Origin of the sequence: Streptomyces narbonensis (genome assembly GCF_014649015.1) — a bacterium.
Classification (GTDB): Bacteria; Actinomycetota; Actinomycetes; order Streptomycetales; family Streptomycetaceae; genus Streptomyces; species Streptomyces narbonensis.
Genome location: NZ_BMSF01000005.1, coordinates 216,158 through 238,062, shown reverse-complemented (window position 1 = coordinate 238,062; position 21,905 = coordinate 216,158). Strand labels below are relative to the sequence as shown.

The following is a 21,905-nucleotide window of genomic DNA, read 5'->3' as shown; positions in this document are numbered from 1 at the left end:
CTGGAGTCATGGCACTGGTGCGGGTCGGCGGCGTCGACGTCGCCTATACGCGGAAGGGGCGCGGGCCACTCGTGGTCCTCGCCCACGGGGCCGGGGCCGACGGACGGATGTGGCAGCCGCAGGTCGAGGCGCTGGCGGACGAGTTCACGGTGGTGTCCTGGGACGAGCCGGGGTCCGGACGGTCCGGCGAACTGCCGCCGGGCTTCGGGCTCGCGGACTTCGCGCGCGCCCTCGCCGCGGTGATCGAGGACGTGGGGCTCGGGCCGGCCCAGGTCGCGGGCCTGTCCTGGGGCGGGACGGTGGTCCTGGAGCTGTACCGGTGGCGGCCGGACCTGGTGAAGTCGCTGCTGATGGTGGACACGTACGCCGGGTGGAAGGGTTCGCTGCCGCCGGAGGAGGTCGCGGCGCGGGTCGAGGGGGCGCGGCGGATGCTCGCCGCGCCTCGCGAGGAGTTCGACCCGACACTGCCGGGGCTCTACGCCGCCGGCCCGCCGGAGCGCTTCGCGCCGGTACTGGACGCCATGAGCCGGGACGTGCGGCCGGAGACCATGGCCGCGCAGCTCTCCCTGATGGCCGAGGCCGACGAGACGGACCTGCTGCCCCGGATCACGGTGCCGACCCTCCTCCTGTGGGGCGAGCGCGACGCCCGCTCTCCCCTGGACGTCGCCCACGCCTTCCAGGCGGCGATCCCACACGCCGAGCTGGTGGTGATCCCCGCAGTGGGCCACGTGAGCAACCTGGAGGCACCGGAGGCCTTCACGGCAGCAGTCCGCACCTTCTGCCGCGCGCACACCTGAGGGTTGTCCCGTAAGTGATCTCGCCTTGCGATGACCTTGATCGTGTCAGGTGTGATCACGGCGTCGGAACCGTCCTGGGCAGCCCCGTCTACCGGGCTGAGCCGGCGCGTCTTCGGCAGGGTGGTGACCGCGCTCCCACACGGGGTAACTTCCGCCGCACACGGGAGCTGAGAGCTCCCCGTGAGACGGCTCCCCCTCGCGGTCTCGGAGGAGATTCAGGCGAGGCAGAACTCGCTGCCCTCGATGTCCTGCATCGTGATGCACGACTCGTTGACGCCATCGGCGCGCTGCGTCAGCACGTGCTTCGCGCCGAGCGCCGTCAGCCGTGCGCATTCGGCCTCGAGTGTGGCCAGGCGCTCGTCACCCACGAGCCCTGTGCCGACGCGCACATCGAGATGCACCCGGTTCTTGACGACCTTGCCTTCGGGAACTCGCTGGAAGAGCACGCGCGGGCCCACGCCCGAGGGATCAGTGCACGCGAAGTAGACCTCGTCCTCCGGCGGCAGCGAGTGGTGGTACTCCTCCCACGTGGCAAAGCCCTCCGGGACTGCCGGTACGACGTACCCCAGCACCTCGCACCAGAAGGCGGCGAGGCGCGCAGGTTCCGCGCAGTCGAAGGTCACTTGGAACTGCTTGATCGTTGACATCGGCGAACGATAACAGGGGGTCCTGCTCATCTCCCCGGGCGGGTTGAAGGAACCACTGACGTGCCGCCGGGGAGCGGTCGACCGCTTGCATCGGCTTCCACCAGGGCAGCAGACTCCGCCGCCCGGGCTGCCGCGTGCACCCGGTGATCGCCGGCGGCGGAAGCCTCGCCGCCGACGGATTCCGGCACCGCCTCACCCACGCGCACACCGAGGTCCTCGACACCGGTGTCGTCGTCCTCACCTACATCCCGACGCCCACGCCCCGGTAGGCGGCACACATGTGCACCTGAATCGTGTCCTTCCCAAGGCAGTTCTGTAGCGGCCCGACGCATGGCTCCGGCTCCCCGTAGACCCGAGGTCCGGCCCCGAATCGGCCCCGAGCCGGTTCGGGGCCGGCCCGCGGTTCCGGGGCTCACGGAAGGAACGTCACTGCCGGGAAGGCCGGGGACGGTCCGTCGAGCAGGTGACCCCGCCGGTGGCGCAGGTACTCGTCGAAGAACGCGAGCGGGTACGCCTGTTGGATCCTCACCGCCTGGCCGGGGTCGAGGCTGCCGATCGCCGCCGCCGGCTGCTCCCCGCTCCATCCGAGCAGCTTCGCCACCTGAGGGAACAGCGCCTCGCTGTCTCCGTACGAGACGTGGGATGCCCCCTGCGCCTCGATGTTCAGCCGCCGGCCCCGCAGGCACGACCAGAACGCGGCGACCTCGGGGCTCGTCGCTCGTGTGAACGCGGCGGACATCATCATGAACGGCCGGTCCAGTTCCCCGGCCAGCGGCGGGTTCATCTCCATGGGGCCGTCGAGGCTCAGCCCGGCCCGGATGCGCCCGTCGGCGAGCGTGGCGCAGGCGGTGGCCGTGCCGCCCTTCGACCAGCCGAACGCGCCCATGCGCCGCGGGTCGAGGGAGCCGAGCAGCCCGCTCGGCAGCTCCCGCCGGTCGGCGTCCGGATTGCACCCGGCGGCGAGCCGCTCGACGCAGTCGAGAACGAAGCGGAGATCCGCGGCGAAATCCCCGGGCAGGGTCGGTGCCGACCGGTCGCGGAGCGGTACGGCGACCCGACCGTCGGGGAGAACGGTGTACGTGTCGTACTGGTGGGCCATCGTCACCACGGCGTATCCGTGACTGGCGAGCTCCTGGACCACGATGGTGTGGTCTCCTTGGTGGCTGTGCGCACCGTGCGAGAACACGACGACGGGCAGTCGCCGCCCCGACCGCCGCACCGGAGCGCCCACGTGGCCGGAGGTGAGCGGAAGCAGGGGCGCGAGGTCGCCGAACCCGGCGTCGGCGAGAAACGTATCGAAGGCCCCCGCCGGCATCCAGGGCGCCACCGGGTACCGCTCGACGTTCCGGGCGGGATACCAGACGGTGGCCATCAGCTCGCGGAAGTGCCCGGGGCCCGCGATGTGGTCCGGGCGCGACCGGTCGACGAGGCGCAGCGGGACCGTGCCCACCGGGTGCGGTCCGGTGGGCACGGGCAGTGTGAGCCGCGCCGGGGCGGGGGTGCCCTGGTTGGCCCACGCCGGGCCGGCGCTCGCGGCAAGCGGGACGGCGGTCCCGGCGGCCAGCGCGGCTCCCAGGATGCGACGGCGCGTCATGCCCTTGCGGCTGATGAACGGTGTGTTCGTCATGACCCTCCTTAGGTGACGGATCGTCAATCGCGCCGAGACGGCCAGTCCGTGGGCACACGTGAACGCTGTCACGCGCCCCTCCCGTGCGGCATCGGCCCACGGGTTTACACCCTGGGTCTACGTGGTCGACGGCGGCTGCCTCCAGGTGCCTGGTCGGCGACCGGCGCACCGGCGCACGAGTCCGTCTCCTGGCCCGGCGGCGAGGGGCACGACGGGAACGGTTCCGGATCACTGCCTCGGGCCCGAGCAGGAACCTTTCACCCTCTCCGCCCGTCATGTCCACGGGGGTTACCGGAGACGCAGGCGCCTCCTTCTTGTCTTCGCTCTTCACCACCGAGGTCTGAGGAGATCCATGGCCGACACCGTCCACTCACTGGCCGACCGCGTGCACGAACTGCTCGTGGAGATCGGGACCAGTGGTCCCTCCGCGGTGGCTGCCGCGGGCCTCCATGACGTCGTCGCGCGCGCCGCGGCGCTCGGCCCCGACGGCGCGTGGCTCGCCGCCGCGGGCCGGACGACCCTCGGCGTCCTGGCACTCGCGCACGGGCAGGGGGATCAGGCCGTCGCCCACCTCGACGCCGCGGTGACGGCCGGTTTGAACGACTGCGTGATGTTCCACGCCGCCCCGCTGCGGCCGCTGCACGGCGATCCCCGCTTCCGGGCCCTGTACCAGCGGATGCGCATCACCGAGGCCGACCTCGACGAGCTGTTCTGGCTGCACCGGGAAATGCAGCTCGTGGCGCAGGACGCCCAGTCGGCGATGGTCGACGACCTCGGCCGCCTCGACACCGGGGTGTCGCTGCTCCCGCTGGCCCCCATGCCGACCCGCGTACCGAACACCCGCGGCATCCTGATCGCCCGCATCGATCTCGCCGCGACGCAGACCGTACTCCGGCAGGCCGCCCTGAAGATGGACTTCCAGCGCAGCTCCGGCAACACCAGCCTGAGCCTCATCGACGGCTCGTGGGACTACCCCCAAGCCACCCGCGACGCCCGGTACGCCGACGACCTGGAGTCCCGGCGCCAGCGGGCCGCCGAGGCCCGCGCCTTCGTCGAACGCCCCGGAGCCGGCACCACGCTCGCCTTCTGCCCGCCCCTGGGCTCGATCACCTACCCGGCCTGAGGCAGGCCGCACCGGCACGGTGTGGCCGGTGAGCCGTGGCGTGCGGAACCCGGGCGGAGGCTTTTCCGCCCGGGTGCGGACGTTTGCTGCCCGACTGCGAGGAATTCGGATTGCGGGGGTTGAAGCTGCCGCAGCGGCAGCTTCTACGGTCATGGTCAGGGCCGGAACGACCGGCCCGGCGACACACACGTGCGGGAGTGGCGATGGACTGGCCGATCGCGGAGGTCGCCCGGATGTCGGGCGTGACCGCCCGGACACTGCGCCACTACGACGAGACCGGTCTGCTGCCGCCGGCCCGGATCGGCTCCAACGGCCATCGCTACTACGGCGAGCACCAGCTCCTGCGGTTGCAGCAGATCCTCGTGCTGCGGGCGCTCGGTGTCGGGCTGCCGGAGATCGGCCGGATCCTCGCGGAGCAGGTGGAGGAGCTGGACGCCCTCCGGGGCCATCACCGGCGCCTGCTCGCGGAGCGGGACCGGCTCGACGCCCTGGCCCACACCGTCTCCCGCACGATCGCCGAACTGGAGCAGTCCAGGAAGGACGGCAAGCCCATGACCATCAACCGACCGGAGAACCTCTTCGAGGGCGTGACCCCCTCCCAGTACGAGGAGAACATGCGCGACTTCCCCGACCTCGCCGAAGGGGTCCGGCAGCGCGCCGCCACGATGAGTCAGACCGATGCCGACGCAGCGCACCGTGAGCGCACCGCCCAGATGATCCGGCTGGCCGAGCTCATGACCGCGGGTCACCCGGCGGACGCCGACCCGGTCCAGACCGAGATCGACGCCCAGTACCGGGCACTGACGGCACTGCGTGCTGTCTCCGCCGCGGACTTCCGGGCCATCGGACGCTCCTGCGTGGACAACGACACCTGGCGCACCGCCTACGAGGCGATCGCCCCGGGTCTGGCCGTGTACCAGCGTGACGCCATCGAGGCCTACGCAACCGCCCGACTGGGCTGAGGCACGGAGCACCTGTCACGCGAGGAGCGAACGGTTCGGCTGAGGTGCGGGGGCTGCCCGACTGGCGGGTGCTCGTCGTCGGGGGCGCGTCGGGGATGGGCAAGACCGGTGTCGGCCGGGCGCGGCGTGACGACGTCCCCGTCGTCGAGGTCGAGGATCGAGTCGTTACCTCTCCACCGTGTAGGTGAGCTGCGCGAAGCCGTGGCCGAGGTCGGCGACTCCGTCCAGGCGGAGGGGGACGTCGTCGTGCAGCTCGCCGAAGAGCCGGTGGCCGCTCCCGATCAGGACCGGGGCGACGCTGATGATGAACCGGTCGACGCGGCCGGCGCGGATGAAGCTCTGGACGAGGCGACCGCCGTCGGGGTAGACGTGCTTGATCCCGCGCTGGTCCAGGTCGGCGACGAGGGTGTCGAGGTCGCGGTAGACGGTGACACGCGGGTCGGCGTCCTCGGGAAGGGTCGTGCTCAGGACTCCCACGTGACGGTCGCCGTAGTGCCAGTTCTCCTCGCCGAAGCCGATGACCTTGTCGTAGGTGTTCCGTCCCATGATCACGGCGTCCACCGAGTCGAGGAACGCGAAGAAACCCAGGTCTCCGGCCTTCTCTCCGCGCGAGGTCAGCCACTCGATGTCGTCGTTCGAGCGGGCGATGTAGCCGTCGAGGCTGGTGCCGATGAAGACGGTGGCGGCGAACGTCATGAGGTCCTCCTGAACAAGTGGTCAAGGTCGTCGCGGAGCAGAGCGGCGGGATCGCCGTCACCGGTCATGGCCCACCGCAGCAAGGAGCCGTCCATCGTGATCTTCACGGCGCGTGCGAGGCGCGACACGTCCGTGCCCGCAGGGAGCTCGCCCCGAGCGACAGCGTCGGTGAGCAGCTCTCGCAGCGCCGCGTCGACCGCGTGGGTGTGCGCGGCGGCATGGATGCGGAACTCTGGGTCGGATAGGTCGAGTTGGAGCATCCCGAGGTGGTTGGCCATTTCCTCGGGGGTGGTCATGTGGCGGGCGAACTCGGCGGCGACGGCATGCAGCGCCGCCAGGGGTGAGTCGTACGCGGCCTGTGCGCCGCGGTACGGCGCGGCGGCGCCGGCGGCGGCGTCCGCGGCGAACGCCAGCAGCAGGCCCCGCTTGGACCCGAAGCGCTGCGACAGGGTCGCCGGGGAGACCCCCGCTTCGGCGCCGACGTGCGCCAGGGTGAGCCTGCCGGGGCCGTGCGCGCCGATGGCGCGCCCGGTGGCGGCGAGGATGTCGGTGTCGCTGGTAACGCGTGGCCGTGGCATGGACCCCTCCTTCGGGATCGACATTAGCACGTTAGTAAATGGCCGTTCATTTATTAACAGGACCGGCTGCTTGGCGCGGCAGGCGGGCCCGTGCGCGGGTTGCGGAACCGATCCTGCCCAGGGGCAGGCCGGTGAGGGTGGCGATGCGGTCCGGGTCGTAGCCGAGGGCGGTGAGCGTGCCCAGTTCTTCGCGCAGGGCTCCGGTGGAGCAGCAGGGCGCGACGTCGTTCGCGTGGACGTGCACGCCGAGGAGCGTCCAGGCGGTGTGCGTCGGGCTGGACGAACCGAGTACGGCCCTCCAGTCGCCGGACAGGGAGAGGAAGGTCTGCTCCACGGCTTGGTCGGCCCGCTGCGCGGGCAGGCAGGCCCGCGCGTAGGCGAGGTAGTCGGCGTGGTGCAGGGTCCGGAACGCCTCGAAGGAGAGCGGCATGGCCGCGTGGCGCCTGTTGATGGTCATGATCGACGCTGAGATCACTCGTGGCCCCGTGGGTGTGTGGTGTTCAGCCGAAGGCCGCTGCGGGCAGGGCCGAGGTGGGCGGGGGTACTTTCGCGGCCTGCCAGAGCGGGCGGAGATCGGCCGGGCTGCCCCTCAGCGAGAGAATGATCTTGGCGATGGTCTCCCAGTCGGGTATGCGCGAGCCGTTGAGGGCGAGGACGATCTCGGGGAAGGTCGGCTTCGTGTCGGCGTTGATGGCGCGCCGGATGTCCCACGGGGTCGGCCGGCCGGCGGCCAGGTAGAGGGCGCGCAGGCTGGTGTGGAACTTGACCCTGGCGGCTTCCGGATCTTCCGGGGCAGGCCCCTGGTCGTGGTCGGCGGTGCGCTGGGCGGCTTCCCACAGGGCGCGCAGTTCTAAGGGGCTGCCTTCGCAGGTCTCCACGAAGCGCTCGACCACCGGCCATGCCGGTCGCCTCGTGCCGGCGAGGATCCGCGAGACATAGGACGGGGAGACGCCGACCTTGAACGCGGTGTCCTTGATGGTGAGACCGGTGGCGCGCTGGAGCGATGCCATCGCGGCGGCGAACTGCTCACCGGGGGTCTGGGCGGGAGGAAGGGGTGCACCGGAGCCGCGGGCCGCGCTGTCGGGGCGGCCGGTCGCCGCGGGCCGGCTCTGCCGTGCGTCTCGGGCGAGGGCGAGGCGACGGCTGACCTTGTCCTGGGTCCACTTCTTGCGGAAGCTCTCGGCTCCGCACCCGGCGGCCTCCGCGATCACCATCCACGAGTCCCCCCGGGCGCGGCCGCGCGCGACGATGGCGGCCTCGACGTCCATCAGGAACCGGTAGTGCTCGGTGACCTGCCGCATGAGGACCTCGGTGTCCTCGTTGCCCTGCACTGCGGCGAGCAGGGTGGTGGCGGAGAGCTGAAGATCCTCGGTGGTCGCCGCCAGGTCCTCTTCGTACCGGGTGAGGTCCGGCGGCTCGGCGCAGGAGCTGCGCGCCGCGGCGCGGCACGCGCGGGAGCAGAAGGTGTCCGTGCCCCGCGCCAGCACGCGCCACTCCCCGCCACAGCGCGCACGACGGAAAACGCGCCCCCTCGACTCGGCGGGCATCCGTCACCGGTCCGGGGCCATACGGCCCACGGCCCTGCACCACAACGAGCCCCCGGCCCGCCCGCGTGCCACCGTGGGAGTACCTATGACCGCCAAGAGCGGCCGACGCGCGGCAGGTGAGGACGTGAACGGACCCCGCATCGACTACCAGGCGGTCTTCCAGGCCCTGCCCGGCTCGGTCGCGCTGCTGACCCTCGACCTGGTGTACGCGGACGCCAACGAGGCGTTCCTGTCCATGGCCGGCCGCACCCGCGACCAGCTCATCGGCCGCCATCTCTTCGACGTCTTTCCCGACAACCCCCACGACCCCGCCGCGACCGGGATGCGCAACCTGTCGGCGTCCCTGGAGCGCGTCGCGGCCACCGGCGAGCGCGACACCATGGCCCTGCAGCGCTACGACGTGGAGGACCTCAACCGTCCCGGCGTGTGGCAGGAGCGGTACTGGAGCCCCGTCAACGTCCCCGTACTCGCCCCGGACGGCTCCGTGGTCCTGCTGGTGCACCGCGTCGAGGAGGTCACCGAACTCATCAAGGCCCGCGGCAGCCGGCAGGGCGGGGACCAGGCCCAGGTCCTGGAGGCCGAGCTGTACACCCGCGCCCGGGAGCTCCAGCAGGTCAACGAACGCCTGCGCAAGGCCCACGCCCGCGAACGCGAGGTCGCCCTCCACCTCCAGGAGGCGATGCTGCCCGTCCCCCGCCCCCTCGACCGGCACAAGGCCGCCGTCCGCTACCGCCCCGCCGTGGGCGCCCTGAACGTCTGCGGGGACTGGTACGACCTCGTCGACATGCCCAAGAGAGGCTGCACGGCCGTGTCCGTCGGCGACGTCGTCGGCCACGGCCTCCGCGCGGCCGGCGTCATGGGCCTGCTCCGCAGCGCCCTGTCCGCCGCCTCACACGTGGCCGAAGGCCCGGCCCAAGCCCTCGAAGTCCTCGGCCTGTACGCGCGCACCGTCGAAGGAGCCGAGTCCACCACCGCCGTCTCCGTCTACATCGACTGGAACGACCACACCCTCACCTACAGCAGCGCGGGCCACCCCCCACCCGCCCTCTGCCACCCCGACGGCACCGTCACCTTCCTCGACCAGGCCACGGATCCCCCGCTCGGCGCACGCCCGGAGCACGTTCCGCGGCCACAGGCCCACACCGCCTTCACGGACGGGTCCGTCCTCGTCCTCTACACCGACGGTCTCATCGAGCGCCGCGGCGAGGACATCGACGTCGGCCTCACGCGCCTCGCCGACTCCCTCGCCCGGCATCACACCACCCACCCGGAGGCCCACCCCGACACCCTCGCCGACGCCCTCCTGGCCGACCTGATCCCGCCGACCGGCCTCACCGACGACACCGCCCTCATCGCCGTACGGCTCTGAGACCGGCACGGGACTGCGGCCTCTCGCCCGGGGCTCGCGGGCGCGGACCGCGCACCCCGCCTGGCGTCACGATCCTTCGGCGCCGCCTTCCTCCGTCTCTCCCCAGCCCCGGAGGTCAGCGGTGCCGGGCAGCCTGCCGGTCAGCCGGACCGGGCCCGCCGCGTTCGTGCGGACGGCCAGGACCCGCCCTCGTACGGTGGCGGAGACGGGACCACGGGCGGTGACCGTGGTCAGGGCGCGGCTGCCTGCGGCGAGGTAGTAGCGCGCCCCGGACGGGGCCGTCCAGTACGTCCCCGCCAGCACGTGCTGGCCGAAGCGACTGCACGCCGCCGTGTGCGCGGCCTGCGTGCCCGGCGGCCGTACCGGCGTCGGCCCGGTGCGTGTGTCCGGCCCCTCCCACGCCACCGTCACACGGGCGCGGCCGTCCCAGTTCTCGGCCCGGGTGCACGTCCACGTGGCGCGTCCGGCGCGCTCCGGCAGGGTCTGCTGGGCGAACTCCCACCGGTTCACGGCACGCACGCCGGTGCCCCGCAGGTCCGGCAGCGCGCAGGCCGAACGGGCCCATGCGGCGAGGCCCGCCGCCGAAGTCGCCTCTCGCGGCTGCCGCGCGGGGGCTCCGGTCCCCGGTGGCGGGGTCCACGTGAGGTGCGCGGGGTTGAGGCCCCCGAGATCCGCCAGCAGGAAGGAGTGGTTCTCGACGATCCGGGTGGAGGACCGTACCTGCAGTGCGGGAAGGCGACCGCAGTCGCCCGGCGCCGGGGGTACGGGGTCGGTGACGCCGCCATCGGAGACGGCCAGCGGCCGGGCGGGGACGTCGGGACGCAGGAGGTCGCGCACCGCGCTCTCGTCGATCCAGGGGGCGAGCAGGAACCGCGCTCCGAGCGGCGTCCTGCTCACCGCCACGGCGGCGCCGGTGGTCACGTCCGCGTCGTCGGCCCGGGCGAGTTCGAGGGCCGCCCCGCCCTGGCCGGTGAGCGGCTCGGCGTACCGGACGAGGCGGCCCCCGTCGTGCAGGAGGACGACGGCCGAGGCGTCCACCTGCCCGGCGAAGAGCAGGCGGGCCGGCGCGGAGGGCGGGGTCGCCGGCGTGTCCGGCGTGACGGTCACCCGGAGAGCGGTCACGTCGCCGGCCCGTGCGCCTGCCCGCCCGCCGGTTCGTCGGGGGATCCGGTTCCCGGTCCCCCGTGCCCAGGCGTCGAGGGCTCGGGACAGCAGGGCCGTGTCACCGGTCCGGGCCCCGCGGGCGGGCCACGCGGTGAAGTCGACGCGAGCGGTGTCGGACCATCGTTCGCCGGGGGTCCGGACCAGGAGCTCGGGGTCGGCCGCGCGGGCGGCAGCGACGTCGAGGGCAGTGGCGGGTGCCGCGTGCGGGCCCGCCTCGGGCCGCGGCGTGAGCAGCGCGGCGGTGGAAGCGGCTAGCAGTACGGCGGCGGCGAGGGCGGCCAGTCGAGTCCGGTGCCTGCGGCGCAGGAGATCCGTCGGTCGTGCCTGCACGGTGCAGGGGTCGAACTCGGCGCCCTGCAGAAGCGATTCCGCTTGCGATCCGACGGTGGTGCGGAGGTGTTCGGCGGCGCGGAGCGCTCCGTCCGGCGCGGTCACTCCCGCTGCAGCGAGGAGGAGGGCCGCGGACTGCGTGGGGAGTCCTTCGAGCACGCGCAGGGCGAAGGCGGCCCGTACCTCGGGGGCCACCGCTGCCAGCGCGGATTCCAGCGCGAGCTCGTCGTCGCCGCCGGCCCGGGGAAAGAGCCTCAGCCCGAGGACGGCGGGGAGCGGGTGCCGCCCGAGGGGCCACCGGGGACTGGCGGCCGCCCGCAGTGCTGCGGACACGACACGTGACCGCAGCCAGGCCAGGACCGGTCCCTGCCCCTGGTCCGGTCCCGGATGCAGGCCCGGACCCGGACCCGGACCTGGATCCGGGACCGGGACCGGGACCGGGACCGGGACCGGGACCGGGACCGGGACCGGGACCGGCTCGCCTCGCTGCGCGGGAACGGTCGGGCCGGATTTCGGACCGGTCGTCCGGCCGGATGTCCGGCCGGATGTCCGGCCGGATGTCCGGCCGGGGCGTGACCGGGCCGCCGTGAGCGACTTCTGCACGAGGGAATGCGCGGCGAGCACGCGGCGGTGCCGGCCGAGGGTGGGCGGGAGGATCAGATGGGCGAGCCGGACGAGCCGCGGGTATTGCTCGACGAGCATCGCCTCGGCGTCCTCGCGGCCGGGGCGAGGGGGCGCGGCGGGGGATATTCCGGTGCTGGGGTAGGTGTCGTACGACTGCATGACTGTGCAAACGAGAGGCGCGGGGAGCGGTCACCTCGGACAGGTGCTCCGAAGGCGCTGGTCACTCAGAGAGGTGTTCGATGAGCCCCCTCGGCTCACATGCCGCGCTCGCATCGTTCGTGCGTCGTACGATGAAGAGATGACGGACGCGACTCACGGAGTCACCACGGGGGCCGTCGCCCGGCGGCTCGGCGTCTCCCCCACCACCCTGCGGTCGTGGGACCAGCGGTACGGAATCGGTCCGGCGGCACGCGTGGGTGGGCGTCACCGGCGCTGGTCGCCGGCGGACATCGCCGTACTCGAGACCATGTGCCGGCTCACCACCTCGGGCGTGCCACCGGCCGAGGCGGCCCGGGCGGCCCTGGCCCGTGCCGGGCACCAGCCGTCACCGCCGCGGGCCCCCGGCGCCACCGCGCCCGCGAGCGCGCCGGGATCCGGCAACGGACTGCCGCTGGGCGGGGTCGAGCGCGAGTTCCGAGGCCTGGCCCGGGCGGCGGTACGACTCGACAGCCCCACCATGGACACGCTGCTGCGCGAGCTGGTCGCCGAGCACGGGCTCGTCACCTCGTGGGAGGACGTCATGGCGCCCACCCTGCACGCCGTGGGACGCAAGTGGGAGTCCTCGAACGACCGGTACGTCGAGGTCGAGCACCTGCTGTCCTGGCACATCTCCACGACCCTGCGGCAGCTGGCCGGTGCCGCCCGCCCGCACCCCGCCGGCACGCCGCCGGTCCTGCTCGCCTGTGTCCCGGGCGAGCAGCACACCCTGCCGCTGGAGGCCCTGGCAGCGGGCCTCGCCGCACTGGGCCTGTCGTTCCGCATGTTCGGGGCCGCGGTACCGGCCGAGGCGCTGGACGCGGCGGTACGACGGCTGGGGCCGACGGCCGTCGTCCTGTGGTCGCAGTCCCGCTCCACCGCGAGCCACGCGCTCGCCCGGCACGTGGCGGAGACCGCGTTCGGCGTCAGGGGCGCCCGGACCCACCCGCTGGTGCTGCTCGGAGGCCCCGGTTGGGCGGGCCGGCCCGTCGCACCCGGAATGCTGCGCCCCACCGGCCTGCGCGAAGCGCTCGACGCCCTCACCCAGCGCTGCACGGCAGCCTCCACCTCCGTGGCTGGACCCGACGCCGCAGACGGGCAGGCCGCCACCGTCGAATGACGCGGGTGGACCAGAGCGTCGACTGAGGCGGGTGGACCAGACGAGGACACGCTCGCTGCACCGGGCGCCCGGGGCACGGCACCGCTGGGGCGGGGCGCCCTGGTGGGCGTTCCGGTGGGGCGGTCAGTCTGCCGCGGGTTCGGGCTGCCCGGCATCGGTGCGGGTGTCGGGTGTGAGGCTGTGGCACAGCCGTTGAAGGCCGCGTCGGGTGTGGCTCTTGACCGTGCCCAGTGGCAGGCCCGTCCGCCGCGCGATCTGCGTCTGCGTCAGGTCGCCGAAGTAGGCGAGGGTCAGGACGTCTCGCTGGACGCGAGGAAGCCGGGCGAGTTCACCGGTGATCACGAGGCGGTCAAGCAGGTGGTCAGGACCGTCGGAGGCCGCTGTATGAGGGGGCAGGGCCGCCCCGGCGGCAGCGACGAGCTCGGTCCTGCGGGTGCGGGCGGCGAGCGTGTCGGCGATCCTGCGGCGCGTGATGCCGACCAGCCAGGCCGGGACGGGGCCCCGGTCGGGGCGGTATCCGTGGTGGCCGCGCCAGGCGGCGAGGAAGACCTGTTGGGTCACGTCCTCCGCCTCACCGGCGTCCCCGATCGTCCGGGCGGCGAGGTTGAACACGAGGCCGCCCCAGCGCCTGTACGCCAGGGCGAGGCACTGCGGGTCCCCCTGGGCCAGTCCCGCGCCGATCTCCGCGTCGGTCGGCTCGGCGAGGTCGGGGAGGAGGGGACAGGGCTCCTCGCCGGCCGTGGCGGGGGGCCTCGGGCGGCTGACCGTGGGCGCTGCGCTCATGACGACTCCTCCTCCGGCCCGGGGGTGCGGGCGGGTGTTCCATGCCTCCTCAGGTTCCGTCGGATTGCGGCAGGGTCTCAAGACGCATCGGTTGTGCGTTGTTTTGTCCCAGGAAGCCCCAGGACACCCCCAGGACACCCACGCCCGCCCTCAGGACGCCCTCGCCCGCCTCAGGACACCCCTGGGCACTCCGGGACAGCACGGGATTCGCCGGGGGCGGCCAGGTCCTGCGCGCGTCCGGCGGCCGCCCGGTACGCCCCTCGGGCTCATTCAGTCCTGGCCGCGGGCGCGCCGGAAGCGGCCCAGGCCGTCGGCGAGCGTCACGATCGGATCGGGGTAGTCGAGAGCGGCCCTGTCCAGCGGGGGGACTTTCCACGGCTCGTGGATCAGGGGGGCCTCCAAGGAGGCGAGTTCGGGGACCCAGCGGCGGACGTAGGCGCCGTCGGGGTCGTATCTCCGCGCCTGGAGAACGGGGTTGAGGACCCGGTTGGGCCGGGTGTCGGTGCCCGTGCCCGCGGCCCACTGCCAGTTCAGCTGGTTGTTCGCGATGTCGCCGTCGACGAGGAGACCGAGGAAGTGGCGGGCTCCGAGCCGCCAGTCGAGGTAGAGCGTCTTGGTCAGGAACGAGGCGGCGAGCAGCCGGCCCCTGTTGTGCATCCAGCCCTCGTGGGCGAGTTGGCGCATCGCGGCGTCCACGAGGGGGTAGCCGGTCAGGCCGGCCTGCCATGCCCGCAGGTCGGCGTCGGCCTGCTTCCCCTGCCGCCAGTGGTCGTGCCGGGTCCGGTAGTCCTGCGTGGCGGTGTGCGGTCGGGCGTTGAGTACCTGGTGGTGGAAGTCCCGCCAGCACATCTGGCGTACGAACGCCTCCGCGCCCGCCCCGCCCCGCGAGCGCGCGCGGTGCACCACCTCGTTCGCGGAGACCGCGCCGAAGTGCAGGTACGGGGAGAGGCGGGAGGTGACGTCACCGGCGAGGTCGTCGTGCCGGTCCTCGTAGGCGTCGACGTGCCTCGACAGCCAGGTGGTGAGCCGCTCGCGCCCCTTGGTCTCGCCGCCGGTCGCCAGGCCCTCGGACACGGACGCGACGGCGCTGCGCGAGGGCACTTCCTCGGACCGCAGGGCGCCGGGCACCTGTACGGACCGGGGCGCCGCGGCCGGGGAGCGGCGCGGCTCGGCCGACCACCGCCGGTGGTACGGGGTGAACACGGCGAAGTGGTCCGATCCGGCCGGAGTGACCTCGCCCGCCGGCAGCACGGTGACGACCCCGTCGTGGACGTACAGCCGGCGGCCGTCCGCCTCCAGGGCGTGGCGCAGCCGCCGCTCCCGCTCGTGTGCGAAGGCGGTGCATCCGGCCGCCATGTGGACCTCGTCCGCGTCGGTCTCCCGGGCCACCGCGCACACCTCGGCCACGGTGTCGCCGTGCCGTACGACGAGCCGGCCGCCCCGGGCGCGCAGCCCGGCGTCCAGGTCGGTCAGGCAGTCGGCGAGGAAGGCGAGCCGGTTGGGCGCGGCGAAGCCGGCCCTGTCCACCGCCTGGTCGCGGACGAAGAGGGGCACTACCTCGGGTGCGGACGCGAGGGCGGCCCGCAGCGGCGGGTGGTCGTGGAGCCGGAGGTCCGAGGTGAACAGGACGATCGAGACGTTCATGGCACCATTCCTGGCGATCGGCACCGGGGCGGTGGTGAGGCGCCCGGTGGGCTGTTGCATGGGATCTGCGGTCCTCCTTCACCGGGCGGTGCGCCGTCGGATGCACCTACTGACGCAGGCGTGAACCGGCGTCGGCTGGGCATGCCGCGACGGCTACGGATGCGAGGACTCCCGCTCGGCGGAAGGGCGTGCCTCGCCCGTACGGGCGAACTCCTCAGCCGCTCCCGCGATCCTGCGGGCCATGCCGCCGAACACGACGGCGTGGAAGGGGGCGACGCTCCACCAGTAGAGCTGTCCGGCCAGGCCCCGGGGGTGGAAGAGGGCGCGCTGCCGGTAGGTCGACCGTCCGTCGCCGTCGTGCTCGACGTACATCTCCAGCCAGGCCAGGCCGGGCAGTCGCATCTCGGCGCGGAGCCTGAGCATGCTCTCCCGCTCGATCTCCTCCACGCGCCAGAAGTCCAGGGCGTCGCCGACCCGCAGCCGGGCGGCGTCGCGGCGGCCGCGGCGCAGTCCGACCCCGCCGGAGAGCCGGTCGATCCAGCCGCGCAGGGCCCAGGCGAGCGGGAACGAGTACCAGCCGTTCTCGCCACCGATGCCCTCGACGACCCGCCACAGGTCCTCGCGGCCGGCCGCGACGTACCGCTGCCGTTCGTCGGTGTAGAGGCTGCCGCCGGCCCAGTCGGGGTCGGTCGGCAGCGGGTCGCTCGGCGCTCCCGGCACGGCGGCGGAGGACCAGCGGGTGATGACCTGGGCCTCACGGACGCGCTGGAGGGCGAGGGTGAGCGCCCGGTCGAAGGGCAGGGGTGCCCCGGGCGGGTCGGGCACATGGCCGGCGATGTCGTGCTCGGCGCAGACGACCTCGTACCGCAGGGATTCGGCGAGCGGCCGGGCCAGGGCGGCGGGGACCGGGGTGACCAGTCCGATCCACTGGCTGGACAGGCGCGGGGTGAGCATGGGGACCGGCAGGATCAGCCTGCGGGGAAGCCGGGCGACTCGCGCGTAGCGCTCCATCATCTCCCGGTAGGTCAGGACGTCGGGGCCGCCGATGTCGAAGGTCCGGCTGACGTCGGAGGGCATCCCCGCACTGCCGACGAGGTAGCGCAGGACGTCACGGACGGCGATGGGCTGCACACGGGTGCCGACCCAGCTGGGAGTCACCATGACCGGGAGCCGCTCGGTGAGATAGCGGAGCATCTCGAACGACGCCGAGCCGGAGCCGATGACGACGGCGGCACGCAGCACGGTCGTGGGAACGCCGGAGGCGAGCAGGATCCGGCCCACTTCGGCCCGGGAGCGCAGGTGGGGTGAGAGCTGATCCTCCGGGAGGCCGGCAGGGGTGAGTCCCCCGAGGTACACGATCCGGCGGACGCCGGCGGCCCGCGCCTCGGCCGCGAAGGTGCGGGCGGCGAGCCGGTCGGTCTCCTCGAAGTCCCGCCCTGAGCTCATGGAGTGCACGAGGTAGTAGGCCACCCGGACGCCCCGGAGGGCGGGGCGCAGGCTCTCGGCGTCCGTGACGTCGCCGCGGACGGTCTCGACGCGGTCCGCCCAGGGGTGGTCGCGGAGGTGGGCGGGGGTGCGGGCCAGACACCGTACGGAGTATCCGGCGTCGAGCAGCTCGGGCACGAGCCGGCCGCCGATGTAGCCACCGGGCCCGGTGACCAGGCACAACTCCCCCGCGGACGAGGAGGAGGGCACGGAGGACGAGGACCGGGTGCGCGGCGCCATGAACAGCCACCCCATTTCCGACCGGAGGGACGCGTCGTTTCGTCGTTTCGGATGTCGCCCCGTTGCGGGCGGGGCGATACGTCCACTCTTCCCTATTTACGTCCTTCCTGGATGCGGGGCGGGCACGGATCGGGATGCGGGGCGAGCACGGATCGGGACGCAGGGCGGGCACGGATCGGGATGCGGGGCGGGGAGGGATCGGGATGCGGGGCGGGGAGGGATCGGGATGCGGCGTGGCGTCCTGCCTCCGGCCGGCCGGTGACGGATTTCTCCGGGGCTTCATGATCATCGAAGGCTAGGCTGTGTGCTCATGCCACGCGTACGCATCACTCTCGCCGCCGCTCTCCTCGGGATGGCCACGCTCACCGCCTGTTCCTCCGGCGGCGAAGGGGCCGGCTCGACCGACGGCAGGAAGCCGGAGCAGCCGGCGAGCAAGCCGGCAGCCGCTCCGAAGCCCATCACCAAGGAACTCCCTCAGGCCCACCTCACGCAGGCCCTGCTCGGCGATGGCGAAACGCTTCCCGGCTACACCCTGCACGACGACAAGGCGGTGACGGACGGGCAGTACTGCAACGGCGCCCAGGACGACGACAGCACCCCGCCGGGCTGGGTCCGTGGCGGTGATCCCTCGTACGAGTACAACGGCTCCACGCTCGACATGGCGTTCATAGCGATCTGCCTCTTCGACTCGACCGATGCCGCCCACCGCCAGTACACCGCGTGGAAGGGCACCGAGACGAGCAAGCAGCAACGCCCCAGGAAGCCGATCGGCGACGAGAACACGCTCGTCGTCAACCCCGGCGCCAGCGAGGACTCCGTCTACGGGTACGTCCGCTCGGGCAAGGCCACCGTCCGCGTACGGGTCGAAGGCGCCACCGGCGGTGACCCCTCGGGCACGCAGGCCATTCTCGCCGCGACCCTGAAGCGCCTTCAGCAGCTCCAGGACGGCAAGGCCGCGACCACGACGGCGGTTGACGAACTGGCAGCCGCCCGGCAGTAGTCGCCAGAAGATCTGCGGAACCCGGAGCCCCGAGAACGGCGGGGCTCCGGGCCCGACCGCCAGGACCAGGACCAGGACAGTCGAGGCGAGTACCGGCCGGCGTCCGAGGGAGACTGGCGGGAGGCCGAGGAATCGGTGGACGTCCGGTTCCCGAGGACACGTCTGCGAAGGGCAGGTACCGCTTGATGGACACATCAGAGCTGACAGAAGCGCACATCGACGATGCGGAGAACATCCTGGTGGCGCCCGCGACGCTGCACGACGACGAGTCGGTCAGGAACTTCTTCGGGTCCGTCGTCACGCCGGAGGACCTGGCTTCCGGTCCGCCCGACCTGGCGGCCCGGAGGACCGTCTATCTGTGTGGCGACATATCCGGGATCAACGGTCACCAACTCCATGCAGCCGCCAGGGTTTTCGTCATCCAGGAGCTCTCGCACGGGTACCGCGAGGATGCCGAACATCCTTGGACCCTCGTCGGCCTCGGTCGAGTTCCCCTCCGTGTCCACGGCGTCGGCGTCTACTACCGTCGGTTCTTCGAGCTCGACGCCGATCACTTCGCAGGGATTCGTGCGGAGCACGAGTTCCAGTCCCTGACGGAATCCACCAAGCCCGGAACGGCCCATCGCAGCGGAATCTATCTGACGCCCGTCACGCGAAACAGTGACGACGAACTACATTTCCGTCTACTCCGGTGCTCCACGAACCTGTCGGGGCCGACCGAGAGCTTCCGCCCGACCGACACACAGATCGTCGAGGCTCTCAACCGCGAGGCCGCCACCGTCTTCCGGAACCATGCGCCACTGAATCACGTCCTCGCTCAGATCTACCACAACACCCTTGCCACGGCCGAGCGCAAGCAGTCCAAGGCCAAGATCTCGGCCCATGCAGACAAGACCAAGGACATGCCCGTCAACGGCATCATGGCCTTCTGCACCTTCTACGATCAGCTCGACAAGCTGGAGCCGCTGGCTGAAGACGTCTTCGACTACGGGGTGAAGGGCGCCAGCGGGCTGACCAGGCTCCACTTCCGGCTCAAGCAGCAGTCCGAAGAACGTGGCGGGGCCCCGCTCCCCCCGCAGTTCACCGTGACCCTCTATCCGGGCTCCGTTTTCTTCATGCCGCTGTCCACCAACCGCCTGTACACGCACGAGATCCGGCCCTCCTCGTTGGACGCCGATCTGCTCCCGACCCGCCTGGGATACGTCGTGCGCTGTTCGAGCGCCGAGGCCGTGCACAAGAACGGTCACACGTTCCTGAAAGTGGCCGGAGACCTGGTGAAGCTGGGGCCGCCCACGCCGGACGGAATGGAGGAGCTGCGCAGGCTGTACGCCGAGGAGAACAGGACCTCGTCCTTCGTCGACTACGGCGACGAATTCCACTTCAGCATGAACACGGGGGACTACGATGCCCCGCGCGTCTAGGATCTCGGACGAGTTCCACTCGTACGTCCTGCCGGCCGATAGGAATCCCTTCGAGGAGCTTCTCGCGTCGGCTCGTTGGGAGGATGTGGGAAAAGGCCGACGCGGTGCGACCCTCGCCAAGGTCGACGAGGCGGGTGGGGTGCCTCTGGTCCGCACCACCACGCGATACGGAACCCCGACTCAGGGCTTCGGGGCGGTGCACGAACGTCTGGCGCGACGGATTCACGAGCATGCGGAGCTCCCGTCCGGCCTCAACAACGCCCTCATCGAGTGCTACACAAACGCGTACAAGTCCATGGGCAGCCATTCCGACCAAGCCCTCGATCTGGCCGACGAGTCGCACATCGCCGTCTTCTCCTGCTACCGATATCCCGAAGCGAGTCCGCCGAGGAAGTTGATCGTCGAATCGAAGGGGTCCGATGGCGAGATCCTGGAGATCCCGCTCGCCCACAACAGCGTCGTCGCGTTCTCCGTCGAAGCCAATCGGCGATTCAAGCACCGAATCGTCTTGGACGCGCCTGCCCAGGCGCGTCCGGACAACCTATGGCTGGGCGTGACGTTCCGCACCTCGAAGACCGTCGTTCGGTTTCGCGACGGACACGCTTACCTCCCGCAGGGTGCGCACCTCACGTCGGCCGACGATGAGCAGAGGCAGGAGTTCTACCGACTGCGGCGCCGCGAGAACAACGAAACGGACTTCATTTACCCCCCACTGACGTACACCATCAGCGAGAGCGATCTGATGCCGCCCGCACCGCCCGTCCGTCCTTGAAGCCTCAGAGCACCTTCAGGGGTGGCATTCCTCCCGCCGGGCAACCCTTCGCGGCGTTCGTGCGTCTCCTGCACCGAGTGCCGGGATCGGCGCTCGGGGTGCGCCGACGAAATGAGGTGCCATGCAGGCCGAGGACTCGACCACGCTCGAAGCCACCCTGGCGGACGGACGGCGATTGACGCTTTCACTCCCCGCCACGGACGCGCCGTGGGCCGCCGACGGGCTCCGCTCGCTGCGGCCCGTGCAGCCCACGCACACGGGGCGCGGCGAAGAGCCGCCGGCGCTGCCCGAACAGCCCGCGCTGCCGCTCGAGGTGGCGATGCTCGGTCTCGGGCTGTAGCGGAGGACCCGGTCGCGCCGACGGCTCTGTGCCGCGTCAGGGAGTGACGCTGAACAGCATCCGCTGCCCGGGGTGTTCGGTGACCGTCCAGAGCCGGTCCGGTGAACCAGGCCAGACGGAGAAGTCCTCGACACCGATCGCCGAGGTGCGGCGGGTGGCCGTCTCGACGAGTCGCCCGGTGGAAGTGTCCGGGCGTGCGACGATCACCTTGCCGTTGAGCGCGCCCCGGCTCTGGCTGAGGTAGTACGTGCCGTCGATGACCGCGGCGCCTTGGATGCCACCGTTGTCCTCGTAGGCGGAGTTGAAGGGAACGCGGTAGGCCGAGTCGGCGGCCCAGATCCCGTTGGCGTCCAGAGCCGGGGTCCCCCCGCTGTCGTTCATCGGCCAGCGGATCACCCGGCCGGTCCGGTACGCGTCGGTGGCCTGCGCGCGCTCACACCATTCGCCGGTGGTGATGTGCCGTACGGCCGCGCTGCGGTCGAGGCTCGCGAAGCTGGTCTTCGGAGTGACGTCCGTGGCCTCGCAGGTCTTCTCCTCGTCCTGCATGTCGCAGGGCGTGCCCGGCGGCGGCTCGACCGTGTCGCAGGCGGTGTTCGTCCAGCCGTCGCTCTGCGGCAGGATGTAGCGGTAGCCGTGGGCGTGGTAGACGCCGTTCTGCCGGCCTATCGCGGTCTTGGACGTGCCCCACTGGCCGGCGGGGAGGGCGCCGAGGTCGATGATGTTGCGCAGGTCGAAGACCCGGAATCCGCGGTTGGTGTCGGCGACGTACAAGTAGTAGCCGTACCAGACCATTCCGCCGGCGTGCAGGGAACCGTACTGCTTCTGGCTCGTCGAGTAGTGCTGCGATGTGCGCACGCTCATGTAGCTCGCGTTGCCCGAGGAATTGATGAACGGGTAGACGAGCAGGACGTGCGCGTACTTGCCGGTGCTGGAATCGATGAACGAGACGCGGACACCCTTGCGTTCGGTGTTCAGGCCGTCCACGTCGGCGTCGTCGGGCTTCTTGTCCTTGTTCCAGTCGTCCTTGTTGTACCAGGTGACCATCATGGGCTTGTGGTCGGCGGGGTTCCATCCCGTCTCGGGGTCGCCCCAGGTCTGGTCCGCGTCGGCGTCGGCGACGGTGGTCACGCCCTGCGGCCACCACTCGGAGTTCGCGTCGCCGTTGTCGGCGTCCTCGAAGCAGAAGCTGCGGGAGAATCCCTCCGGGACGGTACTCCCTTCGGTGGCGGCGCCGTTGCAGACACTGTTGGACCAGGTGCCCTCACGAGGGGCGACCTTCAGGATCGAATTCACGCCGACGTTGGGGAGATCGGCATTCAACTTACTGACGCGGCCTTGCAGTTCGGCCCGATTGGATATCGGCTGGAGCTCGAAGTTTCGCAGATCCAGACCGGGGTCAGGGGCGGCCTGAGCGGAACCGGTTGCGAGCAGGGAAGCGGTG

The 21,905-nt window shown here is 71.8% G+C and carries 21 protein-coding genes and 1 pseudogene; 11 read left to right on the top strand and 11 right to left on the bottom strand.

Annotation, left to right across the window (positions count from 1 at the left end; genetic code table 11):
• The first annotated feature begins 8 nt into the window (after positions 1 to 8).
• Both IE124_RS11770 and IE124_RS11765 read left to right on the top strand, forming a co-directional pair.
• Complete coding sequence (locus IE124_RS11770; RefSeq protein ID WP_189507595.1) at positions 9 to 797, top strand: alpha/beta fold hydrolase; 789 nt, start codon at positions 9 to 11, stop codon at positions 795 to 797.
• A 42-nt stretch (positions 798 to 839) separates the two neighbouring features.
• Positions 840 to 932, top strand: a pseudogene (locus IE124_RS11765) (IS5/IS1182 family transposase); the annotation flags it as partial.
• A gap of 80 nt (positions 933 to 1,012) precedes the next feature.
• Here the strand turns inward: IE124_RS11765 and IE124_RS11760 are convergent.
• Complete coding sequence (locus IE124_RS11760; RefSeq protein ID WP_189507593.1) at positions 1,013 to 1,444, bottom strand: VOC family protein; 432 nt, start codon at positions 1,442 to 1,444, stop codon at positions 1,013 to 1,015.
• Positions 1,445 to 1,578: 134 nt separating this feature from the next.
• On the opposite strand from IE124_RS11760, the gene IE124_RS35345 reads away from it, so the two are divergent.
• Complete coding sequence (locus IE124_RS35345; RefSeq protein WP_268246715.1) at positions 1,579 to 1,713, top strand: hypothetical protein; 135 nt, start codon at positions 1,579 to 1,581, stop codon at positions 1,711 to 1,713.
• Positions 1,714 to 1,856: 143 nt separating this feature from the next.
• Here the strand turns inward: IE124_RS35345 and IE124_RS11755 are convergent, their stop codons facing one another.
• Positions 1,857 to 3,071 carry an alpha/beta hydrolase family protein gene (locus IE124_RS11755; RefSeq protein ID WP_189507591.1) on the bottom strand — a complete coding sequence of 405 codons (1,215 nt, stop codon included), beginning with the start codon at positions 3,069 to 3,071 and terminating at the stop codon, positions 1,857 to 1,859.
• Positions 3,072 to 3,423: 352 nt separating this feature from the next.
• Between IE124_RS11755 and IE124_RS11750 the strand changes: the two genes are divergently transcribed.
• The gene (locus tag IE124_RS11750) at positions 3,424 to 4,194 is read left to right on the top strand and encodes a hypothetical protein (protein ID WP_189507589.1); all 771 of its coding nucleotides are present in this window, start codon (positions 3,424 to 3,426) and stop codon (positions 4,192 to 4,194) included.
• Positions 4,195 to 4,397: 203 nt separating this feature from the next.
• Positions 4,398 to 5,156 carry a MerR family transcriptional regulator gene (locus tag IE124_RS11745; protein WP_189507587.1) on the top strand — a complete coding sequence of 253 codons (759 nt, stop codon included), beginning with the start codon at positions 4,398 to 4,400 and terminating at the stop codon, positions 5,154 to 5,156.
• 165 nt (positions 5,157 to 5,321) lie between these two features.
• On the opposite strand, the gene IE124_RS11740 is transcribed toward IE124_RS11745, so the two are convergent.
• From IE124_RS11740 to IE124_RS11725, 4 genes are read right to left on the bottom strand one after another with little or no spacing between them, the layout of a single operon-like run.
• Positions 5,322 to 5,852, bottom strand: a complete 531-nt coding sequence (locus IE124_RS11740; RefSeq protein WP_189507585.1) for a dihydrofolate reductase family protein — start codon at positions 5,850 to 5,852, stop codon at positions 5,322 to 5,324.
• Entirely contained in the window at positions 5,849 to 6,430 is a 582-nt protein-coding gene (locus IE124_RS11735; RefSeq protein ID WP_189507583.1) for a TetR/AcrR family transcriptional regulator, read from the bottom strand. The genes IE124_RS11740 and IE124_RS11735 overlap by 4 nt, the downstream gene beginning before the upstream one ends.
• A 46-nt stretch (positions 6,431 to 6,476) precedes the next feature.
• Positions 6,477 to 6,887, bottom strand: a complete 411-nt coding sequence (locus IE124_RS11730) for a hypothetical protein (protein WP_189507581.1) — start codon at positions 6,885 to 6,887, stop codon at positions 6,477 to 6,479.
• Positions 6,888 to 6,930: 43 nt separating this feature from the next.
• Complete coding sequence (locus IE124_RS11725; RefSeq protein ID WP_189507579.1) at positions 6,931 to 7,917, bottom strand: helix-turn-helix domain-containing protein; 987 nt, start codon at positions 7,915 to 7,917, stop codon at positions 6,931 to 6,933.
• Positions 7,918 to 8,062: 145 nt separating this feature from the next.
• Between IE124_RS11725 and IE124_RS11720 the strand changes: the two genes are divergently transcribed.
• Positions 8,063 to 9,346: a PP2C family protein-serine/threonine phosphatase gene (locus IE124_RS11720; protein ID WP_189507576.1), complete on the top strand. Its 1,284-nt coding sequence runs from the start codon at positions 8,063 to 8,065 to the stop codon at positions 9,344 to 9,346.
• Positions 9,347 to 9,412: 66 nt separating this feature from the next.
• Here IE124_RS11720 and IE124_RS11715 read toward each other — a convergent pair whose 3' ends face one another.
• Positions 9,413 to 11,623, bottom strand: a complete 2,211-nt coding sequence (locus tag IE124_RS11715) for a hypothetical protein (protein WP_189507574.1) — start codon at positions 11,621 to 11,623, stop codon at positions 9,413 to 9,415.
• A 139-nt stretch (positions 11,624 to 11,762) separates the two neighbouring features.
• On the opposite strand from IE124_RS11715, the gene IE124_RS11710 reads away from it, so the two are divergent.
• Complete coding sequence (locus IE124_RS11710; protein ID WP_189507572.1) at positions 11,763 to 12,779, top strand: MerR family transcriptional regulator; 1,017 nt, start codon at positions 11,763 to 11,765, stop codon at positions 12,777 to 12,779.
• Between the two features lie 123 nt (positions 12,780 to 12,902).
• On the opposite strand, the gene IE124_RS11705 is transcribed toward IE124_RS11710, so the two are convergent.
• From IE124_RS11705 to IE124_RS11695, 3 genes are all read right to left on the bottom strand, one after another.
• Positions 12,903 to 13,562: a sigma-70 family RNA polymerase sigma factor gene (locus IE124_RS11705; protein ID WP_189507570.1), complete on the bottom strand. Its 660-nt coding sequence runs from the start codon at positions 13,560 to 13,562 to the stop codon at positions 12,903 to 12,905.
• A 270-nt stretch (positions 13,563 to 13,832) separates the two neighbouring features.
• Positions 13,833 to 15,206, bottom strand: a complete 1,374-nt coding sequence (locus IE124_RS11700; protein WP_189507816.1) for a cryptochrome/photolyase family protein — start codon at positions 15,204 to 15,206, stop codon at positions 13,833 to 13,835.
• Between the two features lie 153 nt (positions 15,207 to 15,359).
• Positions 15,360 to 16,931, bottom strand: coding sequence for an SDR family oxidoreductase (locus IE124_RS11695; protein ID WP_189507568.1), 1,572 nt, complete (start codon positions 16,929 to 16,931; stop codon positions 15,360 to 15,362).
• A 310-nt stretch (positions 16,932 to 17,241) separates the two neighbouring features.
• On the opposite strand from IE124_RS11695, the gene IE124_RS11690 reads away from it, so the two are divergent.
• From IE124_RS11690 to IE124_RS11675, 4 genes are all read left to right on the top strand, one after another.
• On the top strand, positions 17,242 to 17,931 hold the full coding sequence (locus IE124_RS11690) for a hypothetical protein (RefSeq protein ID WP_189507566.1): 690 nt from the start codon (positions 17,242 to 17,244) through the stop codon (positions 17,929 to 17,931).
• A gap of 185 nt (positions 17,932 to 18,116) precedes the next feature.
• A complete protein-coding gene (locus IE124_RS11685) occupies positions 18,117 to 19,352 on the top strand; it encodes a hypothetical protein (RefSeq protein WP_189507564.1) in 1,236 nt (411 codons plus the stop codon).
• Positions 19,336 to 20,124, top strand: coding sequence for a hypothetical protein (locus IE124_RS11680; protein WP_189507562.1), 789 nt, complete (start codon positions 19,336 to 19,338; stop codon positions 20,122 to 20,124). The genes IE124_RS11685 and IE124_RS11680 overlap by 17 nt, the downstream gene beginning before the upstream one ends.
• 175 nt (positions 20,125 to 20,299) lie before the next feature.
• Positions 20,300 to 20,464: a hypothetical protein gene (locus tag IE124_RS11675; RefSeq protein WP_229832380.1), complete on the top strand. Its 165-nt coding sequence runs from the start codon at positions 20,300 to 20,302 to the stop codon at positions 20,462 to 20,464.
• Between the two features lie 36 nt (positions 20,465 to 20,500).
• On the opposite strand, the gene IE124_RS11670 is transcribed toward IE124_RS11675, so the two are convergent.
• Positions 20,501 to 21,757 carry a hypothetical protein gene (locus tag IE124_RS11670; RefSeq protein WP_189507558.1) on the bottom strand — a complete coding sequence of 419 codons (1,257 nt, stop codon included), beginning with the start codon at positions 21,755 to 21,757 and terminating at the stop codon, positions 20,501 to 20,503.
• Positions 21,758 to 21,905: the final 148 nt, after the last annotated feature.